At 68.9% G+C, this 4,354-nt stretch carries 5 protein-coding genes; 2 read left to right on the top strand and 3 right to left on the bottom strand.

Features of this window, described 5'->3' with window-relative positions; translation table 11 throughout:
- The 3 genes from ACFU7Y_RS40840 to ACFU7Y_RS40850 all read right to left on the bottom strand — a co-directional run.
- On the bottom strand, positions 1 to 1,118 hold a 1,118-nt coding region (locus tag ACFU7Y_RS40840), incomplete at its 3' end, for an RNA-guided endonuclease InsQ/TnpB family protein (protein ID WP_380771454.1).
- An 890-nt stretch (positions 1,119 to 2,008) separates the two neighbouring features.
- A complete protein-coding gene (locus ACFU7Y_RS40845; protein WP_380771456.1) occupies positions 2,009 to 2,563 on the bottom strand; it encodes a hypothetical protein in 555 nt (184 codons plus the stop codon).
- A 14-nt stretch (positions 2,564 to 2,577) separates the two neighbouring features.
- Entirely contained in the window at positions 2,578 to 3,012 is a 435-nt protein-coding gene (locus tag ACFU7Y_RS40850; RefSeq protein ID WP_224282568.1) for an ATP-binding protein, read from the bottom strand.
- A gap of 271 nt (positions 3,013 to 3,283) precedes the next feature.
- Here ACFU7Y_RS40850 and ACFU7Y_RS40855 point away from each other — a divergent pair, with 271 nt between their 5' ends.
- Positions 3,284 to 4,114 carry a helix-turn-helix transcriptional regulator gene (locus ACFU7Y_RS40855; RefSeq protein WP_224282567.1) on the top strand — a complete coding sequence of 277 codons (831 nt, stop codon included), beginning with the start codon at positions 3,284 to 3,286 and terminating at the stop codon, positions 4,112 to 4,114.
- Positions 4,111 to 4,323: a DUF397 domain-containing protein gene (locus ACFU7Y_RS40860; protein WP_224282566.1), complete on the top strand. Its 213-nt coding sequence runs from the start codon at positions 4,111 to 4,113 to the stop codon at positions 4,321 to 4,323. The genes ACFU7Y_RS40855 and ACFU7Y_RS40860 overlap by 4 nt, the downstream gene beginning before the upstream one ends.
- Positions 4,324 to 4,354 lie beyond the last annotated feature (31 nt).

Genomic DNA, 4,354 nt, shown 5'->3' on the forward strand with positions numbered 1-4,354 from the left:
TGGCGCTTCACGGACCGCCTCGTGGCGAGGTCTCCACGCCCTGACACCGCATGCCCTGCGGCGTTGAGGATGTTCTTCGCGGCGTTCACGTCGGCATGGTCCCCGTGCCCGCAGGCCGTGCACCCGAAGACCGCTTGGCTCTCACGGCTCTTCGGATCCACATGCCCGCAGGCGTTGCAGGTCTGCGACGTGTACGCGGGATTCACCAGCACCACACGGGTGCCGGTGGAACGCGCAGCGTTGCGCAGCGCGCGTTCGAGCAGGTGCCAGCCCTTGTCGAGGATGGCCCGGTTGAGTCCGGCCTTGGCCCGGACGCCCCGGCCGGGTTGCTCGACGGTGCCGGCCGCCGAGGCGGTCATGTTCCTCGTACGGAGGTCTTCCAGCACCACTACCGCGTTCGCGGTGGTCAGTGCGTGGGCGGTCTGCGCGCAGAAGTCCGCACGGCGGTGGCGGACCCGGCCGGTGATCGCATTGATCTTCGCCAGCACGGCCCGGCGGCGATTGCTGCCGCGCTCGCACCGGGCGAGCTGCTGGTGCAGGCGGCGCAGCCGTTTCGCCTCACCTTTGGTGACGTATGCGCGGTCGTGGAAGGTGGCGTCGCTGGTCGTCGCGGCCACCTTCACGCCCCGGTCCACGCCGACCGCCCGGTCCGGCAGAGCGTGCCGATCCGGAGTGTTCCTGCCGTCTTCCACCAGGAACGACACCATCCAGTGCCGTCCCTGCCGGGTGACGGTCGCCGAGCGCACCTCGCCGCCCAGCGGCCGCGACCAGCGAAAGCGGACCCAGCCAAGTTTCGGGAGCTTCGCCCGTCCCCACCTGCGGCCGATCCGCTCCACCGTGATCAGGTTCCCCGCCGGGAACCGGAACGACGGCGACCAGCGGGCCTTCGACCGCCACCGGACCCTGAACGTCCCGTGCTCACGGCACGCCCGGTCCAAGTCCCTCAAGGTCTGCTGCAACACATGCGACGGCGCATCCCCGAGCCACGGAAACTCCCGCTTCGCCTCCACCAGCTCGGCGGCCTGCGGCACGTAGTTCATCCACGCACCCCGCCGCCGATACTCCCGCCGCTGCTCCAACGCGGTGTTCCACACCACCCGGCAGATGTCACCGAACATCTCACACAACCCGGCCTGCGCCGAGTCGAGTTCAAGCCGGTACCGACGCCCGGACAACATTGCGAAACACCCCCTTCGGAAGCTGCAAATCAACCTAGCCCACGCCACTGACAACACAGCGAATCGCGCCGCTTCGCGGCTCCGGCACAGCAAGAGCCAACCCCAACTGAAGCAGCAGGTCTGCGCTCAAGATCAACGCCCAGTACTGGTAGTGCCCACGGTGAGGTAGACACGCTTGTTGATGTAGTCCAGCACCACCTTGACGTTGTGCTCCCAGTCGCTTCCCGTACCGGTGTACTCGGCGAAGCCGCGGGGGGGCCGTGGCCGCGTTCTGGACCGAGGAGCCCGCACCGGACTGCGAGTGGGCGGTGTAGTGGGCGTGCAGCAACCGGGCGTGCTCGGGGACGGCCGCGGGGTCGAACTGGTTGTCGGGGAGCCTTCCGTAGTCGCCCTGATGCCAACTGCGCAGCGTCCCCAGTTGGTTGGGGCTCTTGTCACGGACCACCTTCCTCGCCCTGTTGCGGCCGTGCACGCGTTCCCCATCCGACAGCGACATTCGGCCCCCTCCCGGATACAGCGCGAGCGGTACCCACACCAGAGGCGCACAGCCCGAGGGGCCGAACGGCTGCCTCGGCGTGCCCTCGGAAGCGCCCCGGAGCACGGCCTCGCCCGGCCACCGTGCCGGGTGGTGGTCCGTGGCGCCTGATGCCGGGTGGCGCGGAAGCGGAAGAGCGCCGCCGATGCCGTCGGCAACTGACGGCCCTCGGGTCCGGCTGCCCCACAGGGCCGCCGCGGGCCTGCGGTGGTGGACACGCTCGGCTGATCAGGCCGGTTCGACCGTGCTGCGCAGGAAGTCGTCGGGGTCGACTTCCTGTGTGCGACACGGGTTTTCAGGTGTGGCTGGCCGCTTGGGTGCGGCAGTGGGCGAGGGCGTACTTGATGCGGGTGTCGGGGTTGGGCGTGGTGGTGAGGAGTTCGCCGGCGGCGACGAGGGCGGTCCAGTAGCGGGCGGGGTCGCCGGTGCGGGGCAGGGGTTGGGCGGCGGCGAGGGAGAGGTAGGCGGCGGTGAGGTTGCCGGTGGTGAACCAGCGGGTGAGGCCGTGCTGGTGGCCGGGGCGGATACCGCCGATGGCGTCGATGGCGACCAGGAAGAGGTCGACGACGGCGAGTTCGGTGGGGGTGAGGGAGGCGGGGACGTCGAAGACGCCGAGGGCTTCGAGGAGTTCGCCGGTGTCGGTTTCGGAGTCGGGGCGGGGGTCAGCGAGCAGCGCGTCGTGGCAGTCGGCCAGGCGGAGGGTGGTCTCGGCGGCGGGGATGTCGAGCGCGTGGCAGACGGCTCGGGCACAGGTCAGGGGCTGGTGGCCGAGCCGGGCGAGGAGGGCATAGGTCGCGGCGGGGGTGGCGCCACGGGAGAGGGTGTGGCGGGCGAGGGCGGAGAGATTCATGGGGGTTCGGGCTTTCAGACGGTGACGAGGGCCGGGGTGGGGGCGGGGGCGACGAGGGCCCAGACGAACTTGCCGATGCCGCCGGGCCGGGAGGCGCAGCCCCAGCTTTCGGCGAGCTCGTTGACGAGGAGAAGGCCGCGCCCGTGCTCGTCGTCCGGCGCAGCGGCACGGAGGGACGGGCGGCCGCTGCCGGCGTCGTGCACCTCCAGCCGGAGGCGGGAGCCGATGAGGGCGAAGCGGACCTCGATGAGCCGGTCGGCGGGCGCGTCGCAGTGCTGGACCGCGTTGGCGAACAACTCTCCCAGGAGCAACTCGGCGGTGTCGGTGTAGCGGTCGCCGGCAGGGAGACCCGCGAGGTAGGCGCGGAGCAAGTACCGGGCCAGGGGCGTGGATTCGGCCCGGGAATCGAGGCGCGCGACGAACATGCGGGGGCGACGGGCAGTGAGCATGGGGACCTCAGAGGGGCGGAAGAAGGTGCACGAAAAGGAGCGCGGAGTCACGCGGCGCGTGCCTGATCCGGTGTCATCCAGCTGCCGGGCCTGCGCGACTTGGACGCAGATGGGACCACCACTCGGGATTCCGCCCGTCAGACATAAAACCTCCGCGAGTCGCTCTGTGCTTCCGGTTAATCACCAGGCGTAGCCATGGTGGCGTGAAAGCCCCTACGATTGCCAGCGTCTTACCTTTGACAGCAATGTCATGTGAAGGAGCCGAAGGATCATGACCGAAGCCGTTGTTGACACCCAGGCATCGCCACAGATCCGCTTCGGCCAAGAACTTCGCAGGTCACGCCGGGCAAGGCGGTGGTCTCAGACTGAGACGGCCAAGCGCCTGGGGTACTCGGGCGCGCACATCTCATATGTCGAGAATGGGAAGCGTTCACCAACACGCCCCTTGGCTGTTAAGGCCGATGAGGTGTTCGGATCAGGCCAACGATTCTTCGAGTTGTGGCGGCGATTCAGCCGGGCGGCACTCCTTGAGGGATTCGCCGAGTTCGCTGACGCCGAAGCCCGGTGCCGACGGCTGCGCACTGTCGGCCTGATCATCGTTCCCGGCCTTCTCCAGACCCCTGCGTACGCAAGGGCGCTGGCACAGGCGGCTGTCCGGCGTGGTGCGATCACTACGGCCGAGGCGGATGAGCGCACGGACTATCTGGCCCTGCGACAGGAGATCCTCGACCAGAAGAGCCCTCCGACGCTTCACGCGGTGATTGAGGAGGGGGTGTTGCTGCGCCCCGTCGGCGGCCCTCAGGTCATGGCCGAGCAGCTACGACACCTTGAGGGCTTGGCCGAGCGCCCGAACATCACCGTGCAGATCGCCCCGTTCAGCATGGGCGAGAATCTCTCCTTCACACTGCCGGTCGTTCTGTTGAACCTCCCGGATCACACAGTCGTGGGGTATGCGGAGTCGACGGCGAGGGGCCACCTTGAGCGGTCACGCGCAGCGGTTGCGGGATGGGAAAGTGACTACGATCAGCTACTGGTGGAAGCGCTGCCGAAGGCCGCATCCCAGGAGATGATCCGCAGGGCCCGAAAGGAATTCCCATCATGACCGACCGCGTAGACCTGTCCAGCGCTTCCTGGGCCAAGTCCTCGTACTCCAACAACGGCGGCGACTGCGTCGAGGTCGCTGCCGACGTCCCCGGTCTGGCTCCCGTCCGTGACTCGAAGGACCCTCAGGGGCCGGCTCTGATCTTCCGGGCCGAGGCCTGGGCGTCGTTCGTCGCCGCCGTCCGCAGCGGCGAGTTCGGCAACGTCTGAACCGCAGGCCCGGGCGTTCAGGGTCCGGGCC

Source organism: Kitasatospora sp. NPDC057542, assembly GCF_042801945.1.
In the GTDB taxonomy this organism is placed as follows: Bacteria; Actinomycetota; Actinomycetes; order Streptomycetales; family Streptomycetaceae; genus Kitasatospora.